We start from the raw sequence: 24,492 nt of genomic DNA on the forward strand, positions 1-24,492 counted from the left end.
GTCTGAACGGAGTGCTCAGTCTCGACACAGCACTAGAGTGAGGCCCCTTATCGGCGTTACAGTCGTGTGCAAATATTTCTGAAATTAATCCTCAAGCTTCGACAGCGGCTCCTGAAACCGCAGTAAACGCCCGGCATTGCCCAGTACCAGCAAGGTGCTGAGGTTATGCAGCACCGCCGCAATCATCGCCCCCGCAGCGCCCAGCCAGCCAAAGGCGGCAAACACCACGATGGCCAACGTCCAGCCCAGGCCGATGACCACATTGACCTGCAACGTACGCCGGCACTGGCGACTCAAGCGCACACAAGTGCCCAGGCGCCGCAGGTCGCTGCCGATCAACACCACATCCGCCGAGGCCAGGGCAATGTCCGCCCCGCCCGCCCCCATGGCCACGCCAACCACGCCAGCCTTGAGCGCCAGGGAATCGTTGATCCCATCACCGACCACCATGGGCCGGAAGCCGCTGCCGATTTCCCCCAGCACGCGGTTGAGCTTGTCTTCCGGCAACGCCTGGGCTTCGACATCGCTGATGCCCACCTCCAGCGCCAGGCTGTCGGCCACGCTTTGACGGTCGCCGGTCAGCAGCAGTTGGCGACCCAGGCCCAAATCCCGCAACTCTTGCAGGGCTTGGCGGGCTTCCGGCTTGACGCTGTCGGCCAGCAGCAGCCAGGCCAGAAACTGCCCGTTCAGGGCCAGCCCGGCAATCGGGCCGTCATGGTTCGGCACCGTCGTCGTGACAATACCCAATTGCTCGAACAACTCGGGACGGCCCAACGCCGCTTCGCCCTGCTCGGTGTGTGCCACGACGCCCAGGCCCTGGCGCTCGCGGATATCCGTGAGCGCCAGCATTTGTGCCTGAGTCGCCAACCCCGCCAACGCACGGCTGACTGGGTGGCTGCTGGCCGAACCGAGGCTGGCCGCAAGGTTGAGCAGCGCCTGGAGGTCGGTCGACGAGGTTTCGATGGACTGCAAACGCAGGGTGCCAAAAGTCAGGGTGCCGGTCTTGTCGACCACCAGCGAGGTCAGGTCCGCCAACTCTTCGAGGAACGCCGAGCTGCGAATCAGGATCCCATGCCGGGCCGCCACGGCGATCCCGGCAATCGCCGTCGCCGGTGCCGACAGCACCAGGGCGCACGGGCACGCCGCCACCAGCACCGCGAGCATCGCCTGGGCGTCATTGGTCACAAACCAGGTCACTGCCGCCAGCAGCAACACCAGCACCATATAGCTGCCCGCGTAACGCTCCAGCAGCCGCGTGATTGGCGGCTTGGAACGTTCGGCGTTCTGCATCAGCGCGATGACTTTGCCCAGGGTCGACTCATTGCCGGTGCGCGTCACTTGCAGGCGCAACAGGCCATCGAGGTTGATCGCCCCGCCAAACACCTGCACCCCCACACTGGCTTCCAACGGCACTGACTCGCCGGTGATCGGCGCCGTGTCCAGGCTCGCCTGGCCCGACAGAACCACGCCATCGGCGGGCACGCGATCACCGGCACGCACCTCGACGATATCGCCGGTGCTCAGCGTGCCGTTATCCACTTCGATGATGCTGCCGTCGGCCTGCACCCGCCGCGCATGGCTGCGGGTCAGTTTACCCAGGGCATGAATCGCCTCCTGGGAGCCGATCACGCTGCGCTCTTCCAAGACGTGGCCGAAGATCATGATGATCGGCAGCAGCGCGGCGGTCAGCAGATCGCCGGTTGCCCAGGCGCCGAGCATCGCCAGGGCGATCAGTTGGTCGGTAATGCCATGCAGGCTGGGAAAACGCAGGCTGTACCAGGCCGAGCGCATCACCGGCACCGCCACCAGCAACGACGCCACACCGAGCAACAACTGACTGACGCCGGTCTGGTCCGGCGCCAGCCAGCGCCATACCAGCCCCAGCATCAGCAAGCCCAGGGCGAGCATGGCCAGGGTCAATTGCCGGGCAGCGCTGCGCTGTTCGGCGGAGGTCAGCATAGGTGCGCTCATTGTTCGGCTCCCTGGATGATCAAGCGGGAGTCGTCTTTAGGATCGACCGTGGTCACCGAACCGGCCTGGCCGAGAATCGTCGGCATACGCTCGCGGTACAGGCGCAACAGCAAGCCCGGGTCTTTGACCTGGGCCAGGCTGGCGACCGTGGCGGTTTGCGCCTGGGCATTGGCCAGGCGTTCACTGGCCTGGGCGTGGGCAACTTGCACCAGGCGGTCGGCCTGCTGGTTGGCGGTCTGGGTGAGTTTCTCCGCTTCGGTCCGGGCGTTTGCCACGGCTTTGTCGGCTTGTTGACTGGCGGTGAGTACGGCGTTGAATGCGTTCACCGCCGGGCCCGGCAGGCTCGATTGCACATCGACCCGCGTCACCTCGATGCCCAGCCCCAGGCCGGTGGCGGCCAACTCGGCCAGGCGCTTGTTGATGCCTTGCACCAAGTCACCCCGCAGCCGCTCGCGACGCTCGGCGGCGCCATTGTCGGTGCCGATCAATTCGGGGCGCGCCACCAGGATCGTGTCCAGATCACGCGCCGCCGTCAGGGCCACGGCGCTGCGGGTCACCAGGCGATCCAGGGCGGGCAGCACATGCGCGCCCTGCAACACAAAGGCGTAGGGCTCGGTGACCTTGTAGAACACCCGGACATCCAGTTGCACCACACCGGCATCGCCGGTCAGCAAATAGCCGGAGCCAGCCAGGGCATCGCTCAAGGGCGTGGCGAAACTGGCCACGCGATCAGCCTGCACCGCCGCATCGGAACGCAACAGGTTCTCCACCCGACGCTCGATTACCCGGTCGGCCGCCGGCAATAACACCACCTGCTCGAACGGCTGCGGCCAGGCCAGCAGCAGCCCGGCATTCTGGATGCGGTCGAGGGCGCCGAAGTGCAGCACCACGGCGCGGTTCTGCGGGTCGATCTGCCGCACGTTGGAAAACGCCCATGCCAACGCGGCCAACACGGTCACCGCGTACAACGCCAGGAACGTCAGGCGCCCGGCCTGGATCCAGGGGCTGTCCGGGCTGTCACGCTCGGTCATGGCTGAACGTCCTTGGGCCCGTCCACCAACGCGCGAAAGGGCGCAGCGTCGGTGCGCAGGATGATTTTAGTGCCAGGGGTCACGACCGTGCCCAGGGTATCCAGGGAGCGCAGCAGGTTATACAGCTGCGGATTGCCGGCGTAGGCACGTCCATAAATCTGCGCGGCTTCGACCCGTGACTGGGCTTCGATGTCGGCGGCTTTCACCGTCGCATCGGCCTGCACGATCCGCGCGTCACGCTCCGCCGCGGAGCGAATCTGCGCGGCCTCGCGCTTGCCCACGGCCGTGCGTTCGGTGGCGATGGTTTCACGCTCGGCACGCATGCGGTCGACGGTGGCGGTCAGCGTGACCGACGGCAACGTCAGGCGCTCGATCCCCACCTGCGCCACACGTACGCCATAGGTGGTGAGCAATTGTTGATCAATCTGCTGGCGCAACTGCGCCTCGAAATCGGCGATGCGCACCTGGCTGGCGTCGGTGTTGATCAAGCTCGACAGGTCAAAACTGGCCGCCGTGGTTTCCAGTGCCGAGCCGACGAAGGTGCGAATCTGCCGCGCCGCCTCATCCGGCTGGTTCTGCACGGCGCGCATAAAGCGCTGCACATTGTCGGCATCGCCCTGCACCTGCCACGCCACATAGGCCTGCACGATAATCCGCAGGCCGTCGCGCGTGCCCACATCCTGCAGGCCGCTGGAGGTGGTGCGCAGGCGCAAGTCCACCGGGATCGCCGCTTCGAACGGCGCCGGCCAGCGCCAGCCCAGGCCCGGTTCCAGCAACACCCGCGATGGGTTGCCGAAGCGGGTAATCACCGTGGCCTCGCCGGAGCGCACCTGCACCAGGCTCGCCGCCGCCACCGCAAACAGCACCAGCAACAACGCCCAGGCCATACGCCGCCAAGGGAAAGGCCCCGCCACCTGTTCATCACCGTGATGATGGTGATGGTGGCCGTGGTGGTGACCATGATCGTGAGAATGAGCGCTCAACAGACAGACTCCTTATTGAACGGCTTTACGCGGCAGCGAAGGGTCGGCCGGCAAAGTAAAAGAACGCAGATCAATCGTCGGTGCACCTTCGGCGCCCAGGCGGTGATCCAGAATAAGCAGCTTGGCGTGGGCCAGGCCCAGGCTGAGTTGGCCCAGGTACTGTTCCAGCACAAAGGCCCGACCGGCCGTGGCGTAGGCCTTTTGTTCGGCGGTAAAGCGCAGGTCGGCCGCTTGGGCGCCGGCATTCACTTCACGCGCGGTGGCCAAGGCCTGGTCGCGGGCGGTGCTGGCTTGCAGCAAGGCCTGGTTGGTGTGTTCGCTGGCGGCGCCGCGCTCGCGGGAGATCAGGGCCTGGGCGCCGATCTGCGCGGCTTGCACGCCGTGGTAGGCATTGGCGGCGCCGGCTGGTGGGTGGATGGCTTCCACGACGGTGGCGAGGATTTCCACACCGCTGTCGAGTTTCTGCAAATCCGCCTGCACGGCGCGGCCGATTTCGTCGGCCAGGCGGGTGCGTTGTTCGCCGAGCAATTCGTCGAGGGTACGCGAAGCAAAATCGTGCACCAGGATGCGGCTGGCGGTGCTGCGGATCAGGGTCGGCACATCCGCACTGTTATAGGTGGCGGCGAGTGCGGCCTGGTCGGTGAGGCCAATGCGGTAAACGAAGCGCACATCCATGTTGACGATCTGGAAGCTCTGTTTATCGCCGCTGCTGCTGGCGATCACCTGGGATTTGTCATTCACATGGCTGGCGTCCCACAGCCGATTGGCAATCAGCGGTGCCGGGCCTTCGGCAGGCGCCAACTCCGGTGCGGCGGTCTCGCTGACGCTGGTGGCCAACTCATGCACCACGCCGTTCTCGATGCTTAACACACGACCCAAGGGCCACGGCAACCCGGCATGCAGGCCAGGGCCGAACACCTCGACGGGTTTGCCAAAGCGTTCATAAATCCCACGGCCTTGCAGGGGCACTTCATGCACGCCAGTCAGCGCCCAGCCGACCGCCAGCACCACCAGCAACACCGGCAAAAACGCCCGGCGCATGTAGGTAAACGCCCAGATCTGGCGCAGGTCGATGCCGAAGCGGTTGTGTAATTCGTGCTGCAACGCCAGCAGCGGTTGTGGCGGCCAGCGCAGCAACCCGGCGATGAAGCTTTGCGCCATCAGGCGTGGTTCAAGGCGCGGCTGGCGCGGGCTGAACAGCGACAGCACGCCTCTTAATAGAAACTCCAGCGCCACCAGCGCCGGCAACAGCCCGACCAGCACCGCCAGTCGTAACGGCCAGACCGACTCAGCCCCGGCAAACAGCAGGCAAATGGCACTGACCACCAGGCAGGTAATCCCGACCCGGCTCAATTGCGCCAGTTGCGCGGCTTCCGGCCATTGGGCCGTGGTTTCCTGAGCCAGGCGCCGTTCGAACACCAGCAAGCCAAACGCCAGCGCCAACGCCAATGCCGCCCCCACGCTGGCCGCTTGGCCCACAGGCGCCGAGGGCAGGGCCAGGTTCCAGAATTCGAGGATGCTGACCAGCGCCAGCAGCGACCAGCCGCCCAGCCACAACACTGGCGCACCGATCTGCCGGCCAAAGTGCCCCAGAAGGCGGGTGTAAAGGCCCGTTTCTTCAACCGGTAACTCAACCGCGGGCTCTTCCAGCGCCTGGGCACGCCAATCGGCCACCCACCACGCCGACTGCAGCCCCGCCACCAGCACCAGCAGGGCCGATGCACAGTTGATCAACACCACCGGCCAGATCGACACAGGTGCAAACAGCGCGACAAACAACGCCAGCACCCAACCGACAACGGCCAGCACCGTCAGGCTGATACCGGCTTGCCGCAATCGGCGGGCATGGAACAGCCCCTGCTGAAAACGCGGCAGGCCTTCAACCGAAGCGCCGTCCGCCTCTAGATCCACTTGCATGCCAACACGTCCGCCTGTACACAATTCGTTACGATATAACACGCGGCGTGAAATTTTTGTTCGTTAAACAGCGTTTTTAAGCTGCACACAAATCTCCTGTGGGAGGGGCTTGCTCCCGATGGCGGTTGATCAGCCAGCACCTGCATCGACTGACAGACCGCTATCGGGAGCAAGCCCCCTCCCACATTTGTCCCTCAGTGCTTTCCAGATCGTGACTAAACCCCCATAAACACGAGCCATCACTGGTGCACGCCATGAATAATCGGCACACTCCAAGCAGTTTTTCGCGGGCTCTCGGACAAGGAAGCGTCACCCCCCCATGATTTCTATCTATCAGCTCAAACCGCGGTTTCAGAACCTGCTGCGCCCACTCGTGCAGCGCCTCTACGACAATGGCACCACGGCCAACCAGATCACCGTGCTGGCCGGGGTCATTTCCCTGCTGGTCGGCCTGTTGATCGCCAGCTTCGCCCAACACCTGTGGCTGTTTGCGCTGATCCCGCTGTGGATGATCCTGCGCATGGCCCTCAACGCCATCGACGGCATGCTCGCCCGGGAATTCGGCCAGCAGTCGCGTTTGGGCGCCTACCTCAATGAACTGTGCGACGTGATTGCCGACAGTGCGCTGATCCTGCCCTTCGCGCTGATCCCCGGCGTGAGCCTGGTGCCGGTGCTGCTGGTGGCGCTGCTGGCGGTGTTCAGTGAATACGCTGGCGTGCTGGGGCCGATGGTCGGCGCCTCACGGCGCTATGACGGGCCGATGGGCAAGAGTGACCGTGCGTTCGTCCTCGGCGTGCTGGCCACCGGTGTGGCGCTCGGCTGGCTCGGCGCCGGCTGGGTCGACACGGTGATGTGGCTGGTCGCCGCCCTGCTCGCCTACACCCTGGTCAACCGGGTGCGCCAGGGCCTGAAAGAAGAACAACACATCTCCCCTTCTGCATAAGGATTTTGCAATGCGCGAACAGCAAGAGCACACCTTCAGTACCCATGACGGCGTCGAGCTTTTCTACCGTCATTGGCCGGCCAGCGCGCCTGCGGACGGCGAGCCGCGCAAGGCGATCCTGCTGTTTCACCGTGGCCATGAGCACTCGGGCCGTATCGCGCACCTGGTGGATGAACTGGACCTGCCGCAGTTCGATTTCTTCGCCTGGGACGCCCGTGGCCACGGCCAATCGCCTGGCGAACGCGGCGACAGCCCGAGCTTCGCTACCAGTGCCCGCGATGTGCAGACCTTCCGCGACCATATCGGTGCCACCTATGGCATCGAGGAAGAACAGTGTGCCGTGATCGCCCAAAGTGTCGGCGCGGTGATCGCAGCCACCTGGGTGCATGACTACGCGCCGAAAATCCGCGCCCTGGTGCTCGCGTCCCCGGCGTTCAAGGTCAAGCTCTACGTGCCCTTCGCCCGGCCGGGCCTGGCGCTCATGCGCAAATTTCGCGGCAACTTTTTCGTCAACAGCTACGTCAAGGCCAAGTTCCTCAGCCATGACCCGGAGCGCGTAGCGTCCTACGACAGCGACCCGCTGATCACCAAGGCCATCTCGGTAAACGTGCTGCTGGGCCTGTACGAAGCCGCCGACCGGGTTGTCGCCGATGCCCAGGCGATCCAGGTGCCGACCCAATTGCTGATCTCGGGCTCCGACTTTGTGGTGCACCGCAAACCCCAGCAGCAATTTTTCGACCGCCTTGGCAGCCTGAAAAAAGAACTGCATATCCTCCCCGGTTTTTTCCACGACACCCTCGGTGAACGTGACCGCGCAGTGGCCGTGAGCAGCGCCAGGCGTTTTATCCTGCAGAACTTCGCCCACCCGCTGGACCGCGCATCCCTGCTGGACGCCGACAAACTGGGCGCCACCTGCGCCGAATCCGAATCCCTCGCAGCGCCCTTGCCACGCAATTCCCTGCGCGACCTGTACTGGCGCCTGACCCGCGCCAGCATGGGCCTGGGCAAGAACCTGTCGGACGGCGTAAAGCTGGGCTTCGACACCGGCTTCGATTCCGGCAGCACCCTGGACTACGTGTACCGCAACACGCCCACCGGCAAGGGCGGGCTGGGGCGCATGATCGACACCAACTACCTCAACTCCATCGGCTGGCGCGGTATTCGCCAGCGCAAGCTGAACGTCGAGGAACTGCTGCGCCTGGCCATGGCCAAGCTGAGGGATGAACAGCGCGAAGTGCGCATCGTCGACATCGCGGCCGGTCATGGGCGCTACATTCTTGAAGCCTTGCAGGGCGTGTCGCCGCTGCCGGAATCAATCCTGCTGCGCGACTACAGCGACATCAACGTGCGCGATGGTGGCGCGCTGATTCGTGAGAAAGGCCTGGGAGACATCGCGCAGTTCGTCAAAGGCGATGCGTTTGACCGCTTGGATTTGGCGGCACTGCAACCCAAGCCGACGCTGGCGGTGGTGTCCGGGCTGTATGAACTGTTTGCCGATAACGCCATGGTCGGTGGTTCGTTGGCCGGCCTGGCTGAAGCCGTGGAGCCCGGCGGTTACCTCGTATACACCGGCCAACCGTGGCACCCGCAACTGGAACTGATCGCCCGCGCACTGACCAGCCATCGCCAGGGCCAGGCCTGGGTGATGCGTCGTCGCAGCCAGGCGGAAATGGACCAACTGGTAGAAGCAGCGGGCTTTCGCAAGATCACCCAGCGTGTGGATGAGTGGGGCATCTTTACCGTGTCCCTGGCCCAGAAGATCTGACCATGCGCGAACCCGGTTTATTGAAACCAGCGGTCTTGTGGCTGCTGTTGTTGGCGCCGCTGTTTTTCAGCACTTACGGCTTCGCCACGTGGGTCACCAGCCAGCGCAGCGACGTCGGCACCCTGGTGTTCGGCTGGGAAACCCATATGCCGTTCTGGGCCTGGACCATCGTGCCCTATTGGTCCATCGACCTGCTCTACGGTTTCTCCCTGCTGCTGCCCAACAGCCGCCATGAGCTGAAGCAACACGCGTTGCGCCTGCTCAGCGCGCAGGTCATCGCCGTGAGTTGCTTCCTGATCTGGCCGCTGCGCTTCACCTTCGAGCGGCCGGAACTGGATGGCGTGTTCGGCTGGCTGTTTGCCGTGCTGGCGGGTTTCGACAAACCGTTCAACCAGGCGCCCTCGCTGCATATCGCGCTGCTGGTGATCCTGTGGGTCATGTATCAGCGCCACACCCAAGGAATGTGGCGCTGGCTGGTGCATGGCTGGTTCGCCTTGATCGGTATTTCGGTGCTGACCACTTATCAACATCACTTTATCGACTTACCCACAGGCGCCCTCGCCGGCTGGATCTGCGTGTGGCTGTGGCCGGTGGAACATCCAATCCCCTGGCTGAATGCACGGCTGACCCGGGATTCGAAGCGCTGGCGCTTGGGCCTGCGCTATGGGCTTGGGGCGTTGGCACTGGTGATGCTCGCGTTTTCCCTGGGCGGCGCCTGGTTATGGCTGCTCTGGCCGGCCGTGTCCCTGGGCTTGATCAAGGCGAATTACCTGGTGCTCGGCGCGTCGGGCTTTCAGAAACGCAGCGATGGCCGGCTCACACCCGCAGCGCGTTGGCTGTATGCCCCCTACCTGGCCGGGGCGTGGATAAATTCGCGCCTGTGGACACGCAAACACCCACAGCCGGACCTGATTGTGGATAACGTGTGGCTGGGGCGGATTCCCAGTGCGAACGAGCAGGATTCATTCAGCGCCATCGTCGACCTCTGTGCCGAATTGCCGATCAATCCACAGGGCCGCGCGTATCAAAGCATCCCCGTGCTGGACCTGATCGCCCCGACACCCGCCGAATGCCAGCAAGCCGCTGAGGCCATCGAGCGCCTGCGTTCAAGCGGCCCGGTGCTGGTGTGCTGCGCCCTCGGCTACTCACGTAGCGCCACCGCCGTCGCCGCCTGGCTGCTGCACAGTCGGCGCGCCGCCACGGTGGACCAAGCGCTGGCTATTATTCGTACAGCGCGGGCCCATGTGGTCCTGCATCCTGCTCATCGTCAAGCGTTGGAGGGTTTACCCCATGCCCGCTGATATGGAACTCCAGGTGGTCGCCAGCCTGCTGCGCCGTGGCCGTTCACTGGATCAGTTATCCACAGGCCTGACCGTGGCCGGTGTGCTATTTGGCTTGGCCCAATTACTGATGGCGAGTGTTTCAACCCTCTGCCTGCTGCTCAGCCTGTGGATGATTATCCTCGGGCTGCTGCAAAAGTACTGGGCGCTGCGCGTGGCCTTCGACGCCGACCTGTTCGCCCTGCTGGCCCGCGATACCGAGCGCACTGCGGACCTCGACCAAGCCCTGCAAGCCCTTGGCCTGCAATCGGCCAAGCGTGCCGGCCGGCCCTGGACCGAGCGCCGTCGCGGCGCCCTCAAATTGCTGCGCAAACAAGCCTGGCTGCTGGGCGCGCAAGCGCTGCTGACCCTCGCCGTGATCCTCGCCAGTCCCTGGCTGCCTTTCGCCGGATAAGGAATTCCCATGTTCGAACCCGTGGTCGCCACGCTCATTACCTCCATGGCCCGCACCGTCACCGGCGCCCGCAGCCTGTGGCTGGGTTGCGCGCCAGTGCCGGTGCAACGTATCTATTTCGCCAACCACAGCAGCCACGGCGACTTCGTACTGCTGTGGGCCTCGCTGCCGCAGAACCTGCGCAAATTCACGCGCCCGGTGGCCGGCAGTGATTACTGGAATAAAAGCGCCCTGCGCCGCTACATCATCAACCGCGTGTTCAATGGCGTGCTGATCGACCGCGAGCGCAAAGACCCTGTGGATAACCCCTTGCAGCCCATGCTCGCCGCGCTGGAAAGCGGCGACTCGCTGATCATCTTTCCCGAGGGCACGCGCAACCTGGAGGACGGCTTGCTGCCGTTCAAAAGCGGCATCTACCATCTGGCCAAAAGTTACCCACAGGCTGAATTGATCCCGGTGTGGATCGCCAACCTCAACCGGGTCATGCCCAAGGGCCGCGTGCTTCCGCTGCCTTTGCTGTGCACCACCAGCTTCGGCGCCCCCTTGCAATTGGAAGAAGGCGAAGACAAAGCCGCGTTCCTTGCCCGAACCCGCGACGCCCTGCTCGCCCTCGCCCCGGAGCACTCCTGAGATGGATAGCCAAACCCTGATGTTATTCGGCGGCATCGGCGCGATCCTGGTGCTCGCCTCGCTGATCGGCCTGATCCTCAAACTGCGCACCCGTGGCACCCCCAATGCGGTGATCGACAACCTCAACGCGCGCATCAACGCCTGGTGGGTGATGGTGGTGGTCATCGGCATCGCCTTCTGGCTCGGTACTGGCGCGGTGATCCTGCTGTTCTACGCAGTGTCGTTCTACGCCCTGCGCGAATTCCTCACCCTCACGCCCACCCGGCGCAGCGACTACCCGGCCCTGGTGGCCGCGTTCTACCTGGCATTGCCGCTGCAATACCTGCTGATCTACTCGGACTGGTACGGGTTGTTCTCGATCTTTATCCCGGTGTACGTGTTCCTGCTGCTGCCGATCCTGGCCTCCCTCGGCGGCGACACCACGCACTTCCTCGAACGCGCCTCCAAAGTGCAATGGGGACTGATGATCGCAGTGTTCTGCGTGTCCTTCGTGCCCGCCCTGCTGACCCTCGACATCCCCGGCTACGAAGGCCGCAACCTGCTGCTGATCGCCTACCTGGTGATCGTGGTGCAACTCTCGGACGTGCTGCAGTACGTGTGCGGCAAGCTGTTCGGCAAACGCAAGATTGCGCCCAACCTGTCGCCATCGAAGACTGTGGAAGGCTTTGTCGGCGGGATTCTGTTGTCATCCCTGATCGGTGCGGCGCTGTGGTGGACCACGCCGTTCAACCCGTGGCAGTCGTTCCTGATCGCCTTGCTGATCAACCTGCTCGGCTTCGCCGGCGGCATCGTCATGTCGGCAATCAAGCGCGACCGGGGGGTGAAGGATTGGGGGCATATGATCGAAGGGCACGGCGGGATGCTGGATCGCCTGGATTCGGTGTGTTTTGCGGCGCCGATTTTCTTCCACCTCGTGCGCTACTGGTGGACCTGAACTTCTTGAAAGCTAACAAATTGAATTACTTTGTAAGCCTATAGGCAAACAGAATCCTGTATTTTGTTAGCTTATAGGCTTATTTTTTGCGCTTACTGTATGCCTATAGGCTAACATTTATTTCAATATTGATAGCCTATAGGCTTACAAAGGTCTTTCACCATGGGTACTTCCAACCTCTACAAGCTGCGCCTTTCTCAAGTAGAACGCGCTATTGAACCCTTTAACACCGTTAAAGGCGCACCCGTTCCGCCAGGCGGATGGTTGCGGTCTATCAGAGAATCGTTGGGTCGCTCATTAAGAGCCCAGGCCGAAATGGCGGGCGTGTCTTCAGTGACCTTGACCAAGTCTGAGCGCTCCGAAGCTGAGGATCGCATTTCGCTTGCACAGCTAAGAAAGCTCGCGGCAGCACTGGACTGTGAACTCGTGTACGGCCTGGTCCCCAAAAAGCCCCTGCATGAAGTCATCCAAGACCGCGCCGAACTCATGGCCAAGCAAGAAATCCTAGGCGTCGCTCATTCCATGAGCCTCGAAGATCAACGTCCTTCTGATGCCTTCATCGAACGTCAGATTGATGAACGTCGAAAAGAATTGCTCGACGGTCCATGGACACGCCTATGGCAATAGAACTGGAACTTAAACCAGGTCAAACCCCGCTCGATCCGGACGAAGTCGCTGGGCTGAAACCGAGACACATCGCCACCCAAGGCGAATTGGATGAATGGGAGGCGCAAAACATCCTCAAAGCCTCGCGTTGGGTAGCTCGGCAAAAAAAGCTGGATGTGCTGAATGATCATTTCTGCCGCGAACTCCACGTGAAAATGTTCGACGACACTTGGAAGTGGGCCGGTACTTTCCGAAAATCAGATAAAAACATTGGCTGTGACTGGACACAGATTGCCGTCAACTTGCGTCAATTGCTCGACAACGTGGCTTACTGGCTGGAGCACAACGTATTCCTGCCAGAAGAGATTGCCGTGCGCTTTCATCATCGACTTGTGTGGCTACACGCTTTCCCCAATGGCAACGGTAGACATGCTCGCCTCATGACCGATTGCCTGCTGAGGCAATGTGGTCTTGCTCCCTTCTCCTGGGGGCGCGGTAACCTGGTGATCGTGAACGAAGTTCGCCAACGCTACATCCAGGCGCTTCGCGCTGCCGACGCCAATGATTACGCGCTGCTGTTGGCATTCGTGCGCAGCTGACTCGGTAAACATCCCCGCCGTGCGGCGTATCGGTGTCATCTTTTGTATCAAAGACGCGTGTAAGATACGCCGCACTTAGCCAGGGATGCTCACCATGTTCGATTCGCTCAAAGCCATCAGCCGTCGTGTTGTCGGTGTGTTTCTGACTGTGGTGGGGGCCGTTTTTGGCCAATGGCATCCGCCGCTGTGGCTGCGTGCCATCGGCCGTGGCCTGGCGAACCTGGGTAACAAGGCCCGCGCTTATCCGCGCCAGGCCGGTGCCGGCGTGTTGGGCCTGGTGCTGCTGGCGGCCGCTGGCTTCTATGGCTGGCACTGGTACTCCAACCTGCCGCAGCCCCACACCGTGGGCTATTCGCTGCACAAACCCAATCTGACTGACTACACCCAGCAACCGCCGGTTGTGGATAACTTGCAAGTGCGTTTTGCCGAATCGGTGGCCCCGCTGGCCGCCATTGGCAAGCCGGTCACCGAAGGCATCACCCTCAAACCTGGCGTGGCCGGTACCTGGCGTTGGTCCGACGACCGCACTCTGCTGTTCGTGCCGGAGAAAGACTGGCCCATCGAAGCGGGTTATACCCTTGATCTGGCCAGGAAAGGTTTGCTGGCCGATGGCATGCTGCTCAGCCAGTACAGCAGCCAGTTCTCCACCCAGCCGTTCCGCGCCACCCTGGCACAAAACGAGTTGTATCAAGACCCGTCCAACCCAACGCTGAAACAACTGGTGGCGACCTTCCATTTTTCCCATCCGGTCGATGAAGACAGCCTGCGCAAGCGCGTCTCCGTAACCCTCGGCAAAGGCCTGGCCTACCGCGACGCGCAGTTGCCCAACCGTCCGGAAATCAGCTTCGACGAGACTAAGCTCAACGCTTACGTACGCTCCGCCGCCCTGGCCACGCCGCTGGAAAGCACGCCGGTCAGCGCCAAGTTGGATGAGGGCGTCAAAGCCCGCGACGGCGGCAACGCCAGCACCGCGCCGCTGGTGGCGGAAGTCACCGTGCCCGGCCGCTATCGCCTGACCTTTACCGGCGCCGAAGTGAGCTTTGTGGATAACGAGCGCGGTGAGCCTGAGCCGGTGCTGATGTTCAGCAGTTCCAGCGCCGTAGCCGATGACACCATTGCCGGTAAGGTCCAGGCCTGGCTGCTGCCGGAAAAAGCCCAGGACGACACCCGTCCCTATAACAGCAACGACATAGACGACGCCCTGCTGGCCCGTAGCACCAAGGTCACGCTGACCCACGTGCCCAGCGTCGAACCGCTGAACACCCTGCACGCCTTCAAGTTCAAGGCCCCGGCCGGCCGTGCCCTGTATGTGCGCGTGCCCGCCAACCTGGAAGCCATCGGTGGCTACCTGGCGAAAAACCCGACGGCCTCTCTGATCAGCATGCCGGCTTATCCGCGCACCTTGCAGTTCCTGTCCGACGGCGCGTTGCTCAGCCTCAATGGCGAAAAACGCCTGGGTTTCATGGCCCGTGGTGTACCTGGCGCCCATGTGGAAATCGCGCGCTTGCTGCCCAACCAATTGCAGCACCTGGTGGACCAGAGCAGCGGCAGCTTTGCCCGGCCCAATTTCGGCAACGAGTACTTCGACCGCATGGTTGAACGCCAGTCCCTGGATATTGCGCTGTCGTCCTCGGACCCGGCGAAAACCGTCTATGACAACGTCGATCTGAGCCACTACCTCACCGCCAACGGCGGCCGTCGCGGCATTTTCGTGCTCAAGCTCAGCCCTCAGGATGAGCCGGCCGAGCGCACGTTCGACTATTCGCGCAGCACCACCTCTGACCTGCGCTTTATCGTGGTCACCGACCTCGGCATCATCGCCAAGCGCTCCAGCGATGGCAGTCATGACGTGTATGTGCAGTCCATCGGCAACGGTTCGCCGGTGTCCGACGCCCAGGTCGACATCATTGGCCGCAACGGTCTGCCCGTGAGCAGCGGCCACACCGACAGCGAAGGCCACGTGCATTTCGCCAAGCTGGATGAACTGCGCCGTGAGAAAACGCCGCTGATGTATGTGGTCACTCGCGGCAATGACCAATCGTTCCTGCCGATCGCCCGTCAGTCGCAGCAGCTGGATTTGTCGCGCTTCGACGTAGGCGGTTTGGAAGAAGACGGCGCGATTGATCGCCTCAGTGCCTACCTGTTCACCGACCGTGGCCTTTACCGCCCTGGCGAAACCGCGCACCTGGGCATGATCGTGCGCAGCGGCAACTGGAAAGGTGCCCTGCAAGGCCTGCCCGTGGAGTTGCAGATCACCGACCCACGTGGCCTTGAAGTGATTCGCCAGCCGCTGAAACTGTCTGCCAGCGGTTTTGAAACCTTTGATTTCCCCAGCAGCGAAGTCGCCCCCGCCGGGGATTACACCGCGACCTTGCAGTTGATTGGCCAGAAACAGACCCGCACCGACCTGGGCAGTGTCAGCTTCAAGGTTCGTGATTTCGAGCCGGACCGCATGAAGGTCAGCCTGAGCTTGCATGACACCCCGGTGCAAGGCTGGATTCCACCGGACCAGGTGGTGGCCAAGGTCACCGCGATGCACCTGTTCGGCGCGCCGGCGGCCGGCCGTCGCGTCACCGCAAAAATGTCCCTGAGCCCGACGCTCGCGGCATTTGAGCGTTACCCCGACTACCGTTTCCGCCTCAACGATTCCCTGGAAGAGGCCAGCACCGAAGACCTGGCCGAAACCACCGTCGACGACAACGGCCAGGCCGTACTCGACCTCAACCTGCAACGCTTCGCCAACAGCACCTATCGCTTACAAGTGATGACCCAGGTGTTCGAGGCCGAAGGGGGTCGTAACGTGGCGGCGCAAAGTGCGTTGCTGGTGTCGTCCGCACCCTACCTTGTGGGTGTGAAAAGTCAGGACTCGCTGTCGTACATCGCCAAGGACGCCCCGCGCCAGGTGCAATGGCTGGCCGTCGCGCCAGACCTCACTCCGCTGGCGGTGGATGGCCTGACCAGCGAAGTGGTCGAGCATCGCTACGTGTCGGTACTGGTGAAACAGTCCAACGGCACCTACAAGTACGAGTCGCGCATCAAGAACATCAGCCAGCCGGCCTCACCGCTGGTGATGACCAAGGACGGCGCCAAGCAGGCCCTGAACACCGCCACCCCTGGCGATTTCACCCTGCAAGTGAAGGACGCCAACGGCAACTTGCTCAACCAGATCGACTACAGCGTGGCCGGACGCGGGAATACCTCGCGCTCCCTGGAACGCAACGCCGAGCTGCAACTGCGCCTGGATAAACGCAGCTACGCCACCGGCGATGAGATCGCGATCAGCATCCGCGCGCCTTACACCGGTGCGGGCCTGATCACCATCGAGCGGGACAAGGTCTACACCCAGCAGTGGTTCAAGGCCGACAGTACCAACAGCGTGCAACATATCCGCGTGCCTGCGGGGCTTGAGGGCAATGCCTACGTCAACGTGCAGTTTGTGCGCGACATCGGCTCGTCCGAGGTCTATATGAGCCCGCTGTCCTACGGGGTGGTGCCGTTCAGCATCAACCTGGATGCGCGACGCATGGCGTTGAAGGTCGAGGGCCCTGCGAAAATAGAGCCGGGACAGACCCTCGACATCAAGGTCAACGCCGACCGCCCCGGCCGCGCGGTGGTGTATGCGGTGGACGAAGGCATCTTGCAGGTAGCGCGCTACCAGACGCCCGACCCGCTGGGTTTCTTCTTCCAGAAGCGTGCGCTGGAAGTCGGCACCAGTCAGATCCTTGACCTGATCCTGCCGGAATTCAGCCGCCTGCTCAGTGGGGCGGCGCCCGGTGGCGATACGGAAGGCGCCCTGGCCAACCACCTCAACCCGTTCAAGCGTAAACATCAGCCGCCAGTGGCCTGGTGGTCCGGGCTGGTGGACTTGCCCGCCGGTGAAACCGTGCTGCATTACCAGGTGCCGGACAGCTTCAACGGCAAGCTGCACCTGTTTGCGGTGGCAGTGGATGCCGACAGCGTGGGTGTCAGCGAGGCCAATACCGAGGTCCGTGGCGCGATCGTCATCACGCCGAACGTACCAGCCTTCGTGGCGCCGGGTGATGTGTTCAACGTCAGCGCCGGGGTATTCAGTAACCTCGAGGCTGCGGCGGACGTGAAGTTTGAAGTGCAGACCAGCGACGGCCTGGTGGTGCAGGGCGACAAAGCCAGCACCTTGTCCCTGCAACCGCGCAAGGAGGGCACCGCCGAGTTCAAGATCAAAGTCGGCGAAACCCTCGGTTCGGCGGATTTGCGCTTTGTCGCAGTGCTGCCGGATGGCAAGCGGATCCAGGTGGCGGAAACCACTTCGATTCGCCCTCTGAGCGAGCATCGCGTGGCCCTCAGCCTGGGCCGCTTCGACAGCGCCAGCAAAGAGCTCAAGCCCACCCGTGAACTGTTCAGCCAGTTGCGCGACGTGCAACTGGGTGTGGCGGCCTCGCCGCTGGTGTGGGCCAACGGCCTCAAGCATTACCTGGATGACTACGGCTATGCCTGCACCGAGCAACTGGTGTCCAAGGCCATGCCGGCGTTGATCTGGGGCGGTACCGCACCCGAGGCAGAACAGGCCTTCAGCAGCGCGGTGCGCATGTTGCGTCAGCGCCAGAACCAGGCCGGTGGTTTCGGTTTGTGGGCCGCCAACCCGGATGTGGCGCCCTACGCCAGCCTATATGCCACCGATTTCCTGATCGAAGCCAAGGAACGCGGGCTACCGGTGCCGGAAGACCTGCTGGTGCGCGCCAATAGCTATCTGACGGACTTGGCCAACGGCCCGAGCGAAGGCCTGTCGGAATTGCGCAACCGCGCCTACGCCAGTTACCTGTTGAGTCGTCAGGGGATTCTGGTGAGCGGCGCCTTGAGCGATATCCGCGAACGCTACGAAAGCTACTTCAAGGACAGCTGGCAGAACGACCTGGGCGCCGCCTACCTGGCGGCCAGCTACAAACTGCTCAAGCAGGATCGCCAGGCCGACACCTTGTTCCGCAAGGTCCCTTGGCGTTCGCTTGTGGATAAGTGGGACAGCGACGGCCTGTATTACGACCCGCTGGTCCACGATGCCGAGCACCTGCATCTGCTCGCTCGCCATTTCCCCGAGTTGCTGGACGATGTTCCTACCGCCCTGCTGGATAAACTCGGCAAGCGCCTCAACGAACAGCGCTACAACTCGCTGTCGGCGGCGCTGTTACTGCGGGCCTTGGACAACTACGGCCAGCGCGCGCAAAGCGATATGACCCTCAAGGCCACCGCCTGGCTGGGCGACAAGCAGCAACAATTGCTGGAAATGGCCGGCCAGCCACCCCGCGCAGCGGTGCCGGGCGCCACGCAAAAACTGCTGATGGAAAAATCCGACGGCCCGGCGGCGTTCTACATGCTCAGCGAAGCCGGTTTCGATAAGGGTGCCAAGCTCAAGCCGATCAACAACGGGCTGGAGATCATCCACGAATACCTCGACCTCAAAGGCGAGCCGGTGAGCACAGTGGCGGTCGGCGATGAGTTCCTGGTGCGCTTGCGCCTGCGTGCCACCGACCGTGACCAAGTGCAGCAAGTGGCCGTGGTCGACCTGCTGCCCGGTGGCGTCGAGCCTGTGTATAACTTGCCACCGGAGCCGGAAACCGCCAGTACCGAGGAAAGTGAAGGCGAAGAGGCCGATTACGTAGAAGAAAGCGATCAGGAAGCCGATGCCTGGCAAGCGCCGATCGGCGAAACCGAGCTGAGCAACTGGCAGCCGGACTACGTGGATGTGCGTGATGATCGGGTGGTGTTGTACGGCACGGCACTGCGCGACGTAGGCACCTTCGTCTATCGCGTGCGCGCCACCAACGCCGGCACGTTCAATACGCCACCGGCCTACGCCGAAGGCATGTACGAAACCACCCTGCAAGGGCGCGGCAAAGTAGGCCAGCTTGAAATTACCAAGCCTTAAACGCCTGGCGCCGCTGCTGGCAGCGGCGCTGGTGCTGGCGGGGCTACGGCTGTGGCCCCATGCCCCGCTGGAACAGGCTGTGACGTCGTCACGAGTGGTACTGGCCGATGACGGTTCGCTGCTGCGCATGACCCTGGCGGATGACGGCCAATACCGTTTATGGCTGCCGCTGGAGCGCATCTCGCCGTCACTGGTCGAGGCCTTGCTGCTCAAGGAAGACCGCAATTTCTACTGGCACCCGGGGATCAACCCCCCGGCGTTGCTGCGCGCGGCCCTGGCCACCTACAGCGGCGGCCAGCGTCAGGGCGGCTCGACCTTGAGCATGCAACTGGCGCGGCGCCTGTGGGATCTCAACACCCGCCAGGTACCCGGCAAATTGCGGCAGATGGCCTTGGCCCTGTGGCTAGAGGCGCGCTACAGCAAGCACGACATTCTTGAGGCGTACCTGAACCTGGCGCCCATGGGCGGCAATATCGAAGGCGCCGAAGCGGCCAGTCGCATCTACTTTGGCAAGGCCGCGGCGCAGTTGTCGTTGTCCGAAGCCTTGGCGCTGGCGGTGATTCCCCAGCAGCCGGGGCGGCGCGCACGCTTTGGGCCGTCACTGCAAAACGCGCGACTGCGCTTGATGCATGACTGGCGTGAAACTTATCCACAAGACCCGCGTAACGACAGTTTGCTCGACCTGCCCCTGGAAGCCCGCAACCGCCAGCAGATACCGTTTCTGGCGCCGCATCTGAGCGAGCAGCTATTGGCCTCCCAGCCAGGCAACGAACTCAACAGCACCCTCAACCTGCCCCTGCAGCAATTGCTCGAACGCCTGATCAGCGGCTTTATCGCCGAGCGGCGCAGCACCGGTGTGGAAAATGCCACGGCCATCCTGATCGACAGCCGCGACCAGAGCGTCAAGGCGCTGGTGGGCTCGGCGGATTACTTATCCACAGGCATCCACGGCCAGGTCAACGGCGTATTGTCACGCCGTTCGCCAGGGTCGACCCTCAAGCCGTTTCTCTACGGGCTGGCGCTGGATCAAGGGGTGATCCACCCCATGAGTATCCTCAAGGATTTGCCCAGTAACTTCGGCTACTTCCAGCCGGAAAATTTCGACGGCAGTTTTGTCGGGCCTCTGATCGCACGGGATGCGTTGATCCGTAGCCGGAATATCCCGGCGGTGTGGCTGGCCAGCCAAGTGAAGTCGCCGTCGTTGTATGGCTTGCTGCAACGCGCCGGGATCAAGGGCCTGCGCGGTGAAAGCCATTACGGCCTGGCCCTGGCCCTCGGTGGCGGTGAGATGACGCCGGAAGAGCTGGCGCGACTGTATGTGATGCTGGCGGGCGACGGCCATCTGCGGCCGTTGCGCTATTTACAGGAGCAGCCCCAAGCCACCGGCCCGCAACTCCTCACCCCGCAGGCCGCCTTCATGGTGCGCGACATGCTGCGCCGCAACCCGCGACCGGATGGCCTGCCCGCGCGGCACTGGCGCACCGCCTGGAAAACCGGCACGTCCTGGGGGTTCCATGATGCGTGGAGCGCGGGCCTGGTCGGTCCCTATGTGCTGGTGGTGTGGGTGGGCAACTTCGATGGTCGACCCAACCCGGCGTTTATCGGTGCCAAGACCGCTGCACCGCTGTTCTTCCGCATCGCCGACGCCCTGCCCCTGGCCTTGCCCAACGTCGTGATCAAGGCTGACAAACCACCTGCCGGCCTGGTGCGCATCGACGTCTGCGCCGCCTCGGGCGAATTGCCCAACCGCTGGTGCCCGCAAACCCGCAAGACCTGGTACATCCCCGGTGTTTCACCGATTCGCGTGTCCAACCTGCACCGCCCGGTACTGATCGACACCCGCACCGGCAAGGCCGCGTGCCCGCCGTTCGAGGCGCAATACACCCGCGAGGAAGTCTTCGAATTCTGGCCCAGCGACATACAACGCCTGTACCGCGCCGCCGGCCTGCCCCGCCGCACGCCACCCAACGTGATGAAAAACTGCCAGCCCAACCGCATCAGCGACCAGAGCGAAGCCCCGCAGATCCGCTCGCCGCTGACTCAAGTGAGTTATCAGTTGCGCCTGTCCCAACCCCAGGAAAGCATCCCACTGAACGCAAATGCGGCCAGCGATGCGGCGACGCTGTACTGGTTTGCTGATCAAACCTTGATCGGCCAGGGCCCGCCGCAAGCCACATTGAACTGGCGGCCGGGCAAGTCGGGAGAGTATCGGTTGCGGGTCAGTGATGATCAGGGGCGTAGTGCGAGTCGGGGGTTGAGGGTGGAGTTTGTGCCTTAGGAGTGGCCATCACACTCTGCAAGCTCCACGTAGTTCGACTGCCCACCTCCCGTCGCCCCCGACAACCAGCCCCACACGAAACTCAACGTGGTACGCCCGGCAGCATCGATACCGATGATGCCCCGCGACCAGCCGGCCAGCTGCTCACCTTCCAGCGTCAGGCACTGATACAGCAGCTCGATAGCGTCTGGGCCTGTGACGCGGCCGACCTGCGTACCCAGGCGGATACGGCCGCCTTGGTAGGTGCCGGAAATCGCATCGCCTTCGACCAGATAATGAAACACCGTACCCGCGCCGGACAGCCCGTGGGTGTTATTGGCGACGGTGAATCGGCGGTTGTGCAAACGCTCGTGGAGTTGCGAGGGAGTGTTCATTGAAGGCGCGTCCTTTCGCGGGGATCTGGAGGTCCGGGTGGACCTCCAGGGTAGAGCGGGTTACTCCACCGTCACCGACTTCGCCAGGTTACGCGGCTGGTCAACGTCGGTGCCTTTGAGCACGGCGACGTAGTACGACAGCAGTTGCAGCGGGATGGTGTAGAGGATCGGCGACAGGGTGTCGTGGATGTGCGGCATGTTGATGACGTGGGTGCCTTCGCCGTTGGTCATGCCGGCTTTTTCGTCGGCGAACACGATCAGTTGGCCGCCACGGGCGCGGACTTCCTGCAGGTTGGACTTGAGCTTCTCCAGCAGTTCGTTGTTCGGCGCGACGGTGACCACCGGCATGTCGTCGTCCACCAGGGCCAACGGGCCGTGTTTGAGCTCACCGGCCGGGTAGGCTTCGGCGTGGATGTACGAAATTTCCTTGAGCTTCAGCGAGCCTTCCATCGCCACCGGGTACTGCGCGCCACGGCCGAGGAACAGGGTGTGATTCTTGTCGGCGAACAGCTCGGCGACTTTTTCCACGGTGCTGTCCATGGCCAAGGCTTCGCCCAGGCGGGTCGGCAGGCGGCGCAGTTCTTCCACCAGGGTGGCTTCGACGCCGGCAGCCAAGGTGCCGCGAACCTGGCCCAGGGACAGGGTCAGCAGCAACAGACCGACCAACTGGGTGGTGAACGCTTTGGTGGAGGCCACGCCGATTTCGCGACCGGCCTGGGTCAGCAGGGTCAGGTCGGACTCACGTACCAGGGAGCTGATGCTGACGTTGCAGATCGCCAGGCTGGCGAGGAAGCCCAGTTCCTTGGCGTTGCGCAGCGCGGCCAGGGTGTCGGCGGTTTCGCCGGACTGGGAAATGGTCACGAACAGCGTGTCGGGCTGCACCACCACCTTGCGGTAGCGGAACTCGCTGGCGACTTCGACCTGGCACGGGATGCCGGCCAGTTCTTCCAGCCAGTAACGGGCAACCATGCCGGCGTGGTAGCTGGTGCCACAGGCGACAATCTGCACATTGCGCACTTTGGCGAACAGCTCGGCGGCTTGCGGGCCGAAGGCATTGACCAACACTTGCTTGTCGCCAAGGCGGCCTTCCAGGGTGCGTTGCACCACGGATGGCTGTTCGTGGATTTCCTTGAGCATGAAGTGGCGGAACTCGCCCTTGTCGGCAGCTTCGGCACCATCGCGGTATTGCACCGCTTCGCGCTCGACGGAATTGCCGTTCACGTCCCAGATCGCCACGCTTTCACGACGGATGTCGGCAATATCGCCTTCTTCCAGGTACATGAAGCGGTCTGTCACCTGGCGCAGGGCCAGTTGGTCGGAGGCGAGGAAGTTCTCTCCCAGGCCCAGGCCGATCACCAGCGGGCTGCCACTGCGGGCGGCAACCACGCGGTCCGGTTGGCTGGAGCTGACCACGGCCAGACCGTAGGCGCCGTGCAGTTCCTTGACCGTGGCCTTGAGGGCGGTGGTCAGGTCGCTGTGGTCCTTGAGCTTGTGGTTGAGCAGGTGGGCGATGACTTCGGTGTCGGTGTCCGACGTGAAGACGTAGCCCATGCCTTTCAGTTGTTCACGCAGCACTTCGTGGTTTTCGATGATGCCGTTGTGCACCACGGCCAGGTCGCCGGAAAAGTGCGGGTGGGCGTTGCGTTCGCACGGCGCGCCGTGGGTAGCCCAGCGGGTGTGGGCAATGCCCAGGCGACCTACCAGCGGCTCTCCGGCCAACGCCTGCTCCAACTCGCTGACCTTGCCTGGGCGGCGCATGCGCTCAAGCTTGCCCGCGTTGGTGAAGACGGCCACGCCCGCGCTGTCGTAGCCGCGGTATTCCAGGCGCTTGAGGCCTTCAAGCAGGATGGCCGTTACGTTACGTTCGGCGACTGCGCCAACAATTCCACACATGCTGCTTCTCCTAGATGATTGCCGCGCATATCAGCGTAATGCCGCGGGCTTGGATCTGGTCGCGGGCCTCAAGCGGCAGGCGATCATCGGTAATAAGGGTATGGACGCTGCTCCAAGGCAGTTCCAGGTTGGGAATCTTGCGGCCGATCTTGTCGGATTCGACCATCACCACCACTTCACGGGCGACCTCGGCCATCACACGACTCAGGCCCAGTAATTCGTTGAAGGTGGTGGTGCCACGCTGCAGATCAATGCCGTCGGCGCCGATGAACAGTTGATCAAAGTCGTAGGAACGCAACACCTGCTCGGCGACCTGGCCTTGGAACGAGTCCGAATGCGGGTCCCAGGTGCCACCGGTCATCAACAACACCGGCTCGTGTTCCAGTTCGCTCAAGGCGCTGGCCACGTGCAGGGAGTTGGTCATGACCACCAGGCCGGGCTGATGGCCCAGTTCCGGGATCATGGCGGCGGTGGTGCTGCCGCTGTCGATGATGATGCGGGCGTGCTCACGCAAACGCATCACGGCAGCACGGGCGATCGCACGCTTGTAGGCCGAGACCGGTTGGGCGGGGTCGCCCACCAGTTCCTGAGGCATGGTGATCGCACCACCGTAACGGCGCAGCAACAGGCCGTTACTTTCGAGCGCGGCCAAGTCCTTGCGGATGGTGACTTCCGAGGTTTCGAAACGCTTGGCCAATTCGTCCACGCTGACTTCGCCCTGTTCGTTGAGCAAGGTCAGGATGTTGTGGCGTCGTTGGGGTGTATTTCGTTTCGACATGGTGATGATAAGTTTCGTTTCGAAAGATAACGAAGGCAATCAAAACCTATTGGCAAGGTATCGTCAAGCGTGGGGAACAGATTTTTCGAACAACACACGACAAATGTGGGGGGGGGTTGTCCCCTCCCACATTTGGGTAGTACTGCTGATGAGACTG

Annotated in this window: 17 protein-coding genes; 10 read left to right on the forward strand and 7 right to left on the reverse strand. The window is 62.9% G+C overall.

Annotated elements, in window-relative coordinates; translation table 11 throughout:
• Nucleotides 1-84 precede the first annotated feature (84 nt).
• From J1G35_RS09505 to J1G35_RS09520, 4 genes are read right to left on the reverse strand one after another with little or no spacing between them, the layout of a single operon-like run.
• Complete coding sequence (locus J1G35_RS09505; protein ID WP_223014776.1) at nucleotides 85-1,971, reverse strand: cation-translocating P-type ATPase; 1,887 nt, start codon at nucleotides 1,969-1,971, stop codon at nucleotides 85-87.
• Nucleotides 1,968-3,002 carry a protease modulator HflK gene (locus J1G35_RS09510; RefSeq protein WP_223014777.1) on the reverse strand — a complete coding sequence of 345 codons (1,035 nt, stop codon included), beginning with the start codon at nucleotides 3,000-3,002 and terminating at the stop codon, nucleotides 1,968-1,970. Before J1G35_RS09510 ends, J1G35_RS09505 begins: the two co-directional genes overlap by 4 nt.
• Entirely contained in the window at nucleotides 2,999-3,988 is a 990-nt protein-coding gene (locus J1G35_RS09515) for a protease modulator HflC (protein WP_223014824.1), read from the reverse strand. The genes J1G35_RS09510 and J1G35_RS09515 overlap by 4 nt, the downstream gene beginning before the upstream one ends.
• A 9-nt stretch (nucleotides 3,989-3,997) precedes the next feature.
• A complete protein-coding gene (locus J1G35_RS09520; RefSeq protein ID WP_223014778.1) occupies nucleotides 3,998-5,902 on the reverse strand; it encodes a protease modulator HflK in 1,905 nt (634 codons plus the stop codon).
• 319 nt (nucleotides 5,903-6,221) lie between these two features.
• On the opposite strand from J1G35_RS09520, the gene J1G35_RS09525 reads away from it, so the two are divergent.
• From J1G35_RS09525 to pbpC, 10 genes are all read left to right on the forward strand, one after another.
• Nucleotides 6,222-6,845: a CDP-alcohol phosphatidyltransferase family protein gene (locus J1G35_RS09525; RefSeq protein WP_053127483.1), complete on the forward strand. Its 624-nt coding sequence runs from the start codon at nucleotides 6,222-6,224 to the stop codon at nucleotides 6,843-6,845.
• A 10-nt stretch (nucleotides 6,846-6,855) separates the two neighbouring features.
• Nucleotides 6,856-8,610: a bifunctional alpha/beta hydrolase/class I SAM-dependent methyltransferase gene (locus J1G35_RS09530; protein WP_223014779.1), complete on the forward strand. Its 1,755-nt coding sequence runs from the start codon at nucleotides 6,856-6,858 to the stop codon at nucleotides 8,608-8,610.
• A gap of 2 nt (nucleotides 8,611-8,612) precedes the next feature.
• Nucleotides 8,613-9,911, forward strand: coding sequence for a phosphatase PAP2/dual specificity phosphatase family protein (locus tag J1G35_RS09535; protein WP_223014780.1), 1,299 nt, complete (start codon nucleotides 8,613-8,615; stop codon nucleotides 9,909-9,911).
• On the forward strand, nucleotides 9,901-10,344 hold the full coding sequence (locus J1G35_RS09540) for a hypothetical protein (RefSeq protein ID WP_053127477.1): 444 nt from the start codon (nucleotides 9,901-9,903) through the stop codon (nucleotides 10,342-10,344). Before J1G35_RS09535 ends, J1G35_RS09540 begins: the two co-directional genes overlap by 11 nt.
• Nucleotides 10,345-10,353: 9 nt before the next feature.
• Nucleotides 10,354-10,974 (forward strand): lysophospholipid acyltransferase family protein, encoded by a 621-nt coding sequence (locus tag J1G35_RS09545; RefSeq protein WP_223014781.1) that lies wholly within the window; start codon nucleotides 10,354-10,356, stop codon nucleotides 10,972-10,974.
• 1 nt (nucleotide 10,975) lies between these two features.
• Nucleotides 10,976-11,908, forward strand: a complete 933-nt coding sequence (locus J1G35_RS09550) for a phosphatidate cytidylyltransferase (protein ID WP_223014782.1) — start codon at nucleotides 10,976-10,978, stop codon at nucleotides 11,906-11,908.
• A gap of 162 nt (nucleotides 11,909-12,070) precedes the next feature.
• Nucleotides 12,071-12,535 (forward strand): helix-turn-helix domain-containing protein, encoded by a 465-nt coding sequence (locus tag J1G35_RS09555; RefSeq protein WP_027608185.1) that lies wholly within the window; start codon nucleotides 12,071-12,073, stop codon nucleotides 12,533-12,535.
• Nucleotides 12,526-13,113 (forward strand): mobile mystery protein B, encoded by a 588-nt coding sequence (locus J1G35_RS09560; protein ID WP_053127469.1) that lies wholly within the window; start codon nucleotides 12,526-12,528, stop codon nucleotides 13,111-13,113. Before J1G35_RS09555 ends, J1G35_RS09560 begins: the two co-directional genes overlap by 10 nt.
• Before the next feature lie 94 nt (nucleotides 13,114-13,207).
• A complete protein-coding gene (locus tag J1G35_RS09565) occupies nucleotides 13,208-19,012 on the forward strand; it encodes an alpha-2-macroglobulin (protein WP_223014783.1) in 5,805 nt (1,934 codons plus the stop codon).
• Nucleotides 18,993-21,290: a penicillin-binding protein 1C gene (pbpC, locus tag J1G35_RS09570; RefSeq protein WP_223014784.1), complete on the forward strand. Its 2,298-nt coding sequence runs from the start codon at nucleotides 18,993-18,995 to the stop codon at nucleotides 21,288-21,290. The genes J1G35_RS09565 and pbpC overlap by 20 nt, the downstream gene beginning before the upstream one ends.
• On the opposite strand, the gene J1G35_RS09575 is transcribed toward pbpC, so the two are convergent.
• The 3 genes from J1G35_RS09575 to J1G35_RS09585 are packed head-to-tail and all read right to left on the reverse strand — an operon-like array spanning nucleotide 21,287 to nucleotide 24,335.
• Nucleotides 21,287-21,664 (reverse strand): hypothetical protein, encoded by a 378-nt coding sequence (locus J1G35_RS09575; RefSeq protein WP_223014785.1) that lies wholly within the window; start codon nucleotides 21,662-21,664, stop codon nucleotides 21,287-21,289. The genes pbpC and J1G35_RS09575 overlap by 4 nt on opposite strands.
• Before the next feature lie 60 nt (nucleotides 21,665-21,724).
• Entirely contained in the window at nucleotides 21,725-23,557 is a 1,833-nt protein-coding gene (glmS, locus tag J1G35_RS09580) for a glutamine--fructose-6-phosphate transaminase (isomerizing) (RefSeq protein ID WP_223014786.1), read from the reverse strand.
• Between the two features lie 10 nt (nucleotides 23,558-23,567).
• Nucleotides 23,568-24,335 carry a DeoR family transcriptional regulator gene (locus J1G35_RS09585; protein ID WP_027608178.1) on the reverse strand — a complete coding sequence of 256 codons (768 nt, stop codon included), beginning with the start codon at nucleotides 24,333-24,335 and terminating at the stop codon, nucleotides 23,568-23,570.
• Between the last annotated feature and the right edge of the window lie 157 nt (nucleotides 24,336-24,492).

Origin of the sequence: Pseudomonas sp. SH10-3B (assembly GCF_019891415.1) — a bacterium.
In the GTDB taxonomy this organism is placed as follows: Bacteria; Pseudomonadota; Gammaproteobacteria; order Pseudomonadales; family Pseudomonadaceae; genus Aquipseudomonas.

Bases quoted from the DNA above. Each gene is read 5' to 3' on its own strand.
- J1G35_RS09540 (WP_053127477.1), top strand. From the start codon at position 9,901: ATGCCCGCTGATATGGAACTCCAGGTGGTCGCCAGCCTGCTGCGCCGT.
- J1G35_RS09585 (WP_027608178.1), bottom strand. From the start codon at position 24,335: ATGTCGAAACGAAATACACCCCAACGACGCCACAACATCCTGACCTTG.
- J1G35_RS09575 (WP_223014785.1), bottom strand. From the start codon at position 21,664: ATGAACACTCCCTCGCAACTCCACGAGCGTTTGCACAACCGCCGATTC.
- J1G35_RS09510 (WP_223014777.1), bottom strand. From the start codon at position 3,002: ATGACCGAGCGTGACAGCCCGGACAGCCCCTGGATCCAGGCCGGGCGC.
- J1G35_RS09530 (WP_223014779.1), top strand. From the start codon at position 6,856: ATGCGCGAACAGCAAGAGCACACCTTCAGTACCCATGACGGCGTCGAG.
- J1G35_RS09525 (WP_053127483.1), top strand. From the start codon at position 6,222: ATGATTTCTATCTATCAGCTCAAACCGCGGTTTCAGAACCTGCTGCGC.
- J1G35_RS09560 (WP_053127469.1), top strand. From the start codon at position 12,526: ATGGCAATAGAACTGGAACTTAAACCAGGTCAAACCCCGCTCGATCCG.
- glmS (WP_223014786.1), bottom strand. From the start codon at position 23,557: ATGTGTGGAATTGTTGGCGCAGTCGCCGAACGTAACGTAACGGCCATC.
- J1G35_RS09520 (WP_223014778.1), bottom strand. From the start codon at position 5,902: ATGCAAGTGGATCTAGAGGCGGACGGCGCTTCGGTTGAAGGCCTGCCG.
- J1G35_RS09535 (WP_223014780.1), top strand. From the start codon at position 8,613: ATGCGCGAACCCGGTTTATTGAAACCAGCGGTCTTGTGGCTGCTGTTG.
- J1G35_RS09555 (WP_027608185.1), top strand. From the start codon at position 12,071: ATGGGTACTTCCAACCTCTACAAGCTGCGCCTTTCTCAAGTAGAACGC.
- J1G35_RS09505 (WP_223014776.1), bottom strand. From the start codon at position 1,971: ATGAGCGCACCTATGCTGACCTCCGCCGAACAGCGCAGCGCTGCCCGG.
- J1G35_RS09545 (WP_223014781.1), top strand. From the start codon at position 10,354: ATGTTCGAACCCGTGGTCGCCACGCTCATTACCTCCATGGCCCGCACC.
- J1G35_RS09565 (WP_223014783.1), top strand. From the start codon at position 13,208: ATGTTCGATTCGCTCAAAGCCATCAGCCGTCGTGTTGTCGGTGTGTTT.
- J1G35_RS09550 (WP_223014782.1), top strand. From the start codon at position 10,976: ATGGATAGCCAAACCCTGATGTTATTCGGCGGCATCGGCGCGATCCTG.